The organism is Streptococcus cristatus, from assembly GCF_003943505.1.
In the GTDB taxonomy this organism is placed as follows: Bacteria; Bacillota; Bacilli; order Lactobacillales; family Streptococcaceae; genus Streptococcus; species Streptococcus cristatus_E.
The window spans coordinates 1-897 of record NZ_RJPS01000040.1 but is presented as its reverse complement, the minus strand read 5'-3'; the positions used below and the strand labels follow the sequence as shown (position 1 = coordinate 897).

Sequence of the window (897 nt, the reverse complement as noted above, 5' to 3'; positions counted from 1 at the left end):
CTTATTTACTATAGCCGATATTTGATCTAGTTTATCATTGATAAAATCAATTTGTTCTATCACTTCTAGGTTATCCAGTTTAGACTTTAAAAAATCAAATGCAACTGTTCCCTTTTTGTAATCCATCTGCTCAATCAAATCCTGAATATTTGAAATCGAAACAATCTTATACTCACTTCTTTTTATGATCATCTCTTTTGTACAAATTTCTGGCTCGCTCTGTTCAAAGAGTGTTAAGTCCTCTGTGTTGTATTTTTTACCACCAAAATACCAGACTAATAATTGCCAAATATAATACTTCAACTGTTGGTCTTCACCAACAACCTGCGTAAATTTTCCAAAATTAATGGCTAGATTTTCCTTATAAGGATGCTTAAAATATAGTTTCATATGACTACCAACTTATTATCACTGACTACTTCTTCTTGCTTCGTCTTCCCACCAATAATCAGAACCATTTCAGAAAACTGTTTTTCCGTCACAGCCAGCAATCGAACATTTCCACTAGGTAAATTACTTTGTTTTAATTTCTTGTAGAATTTGCTAGCAAAACTACGATTAGGGCAAGTTCGATAATATACAGAAAACTGGAGCATTTCAAAACCATTTGCAATCAATTCTTTACGAAAATTACGGTAGGTTCGCTTTTCCTGATTAGTTTCCATAGGAAGATCAAAAAAACAAATCAATCTCATTGCTTCATACCTCATCTTATTTACTCCATTCCAAACTTGAGATAACCGGACAGTAAAATTTTGTTGTATCTTTATCCGCGATACATTTGATAAAACCTTTCACATATTTATCCATCGCGCCAGTTACAGAACAATTTTCCTTGCCATAACGAATCTTTGCATTTAATAAATCTGTTAAAGCTAATCGGAATTCATATTTCAA

At 32.3% G+C, this 897-nt stretch carries 2 protein-coding genes and 1 pseudogene; all 3 read right to left on the bottom strand.

All coding sequences use genetic code 11. The annotated features are described in order from the left end of the window. A partial coding sequence (csn2-St, locus tag D8792_RS10800; RefSeq protein WP_260470305.1) for a CRISPR-associated protein Csn2-St occupies window positions 1-390 on the bottom strand: 390 nt, incomplete at its 3' end. After that, window positions 387-710, bottom strand: a complete 324-nt coding sequence (gene cas2, locus D8792_RS10795; protein WP_037618041.1) for a CRISPR-associated endonuclease Cas2 — start codon at window positions 708-710, stop codon at window positions 387-389. The genes cas2 and csn2-St, both read right to left, overlap by 4 nt. Window position 711: 1 nt before the next feature. Next, a pseudogene (locus D8792_RS10790) lies at window positions 712-897 on the bottom strand (type II CRISPR-associated endonuclease Cas1); the annotation flags it as partial.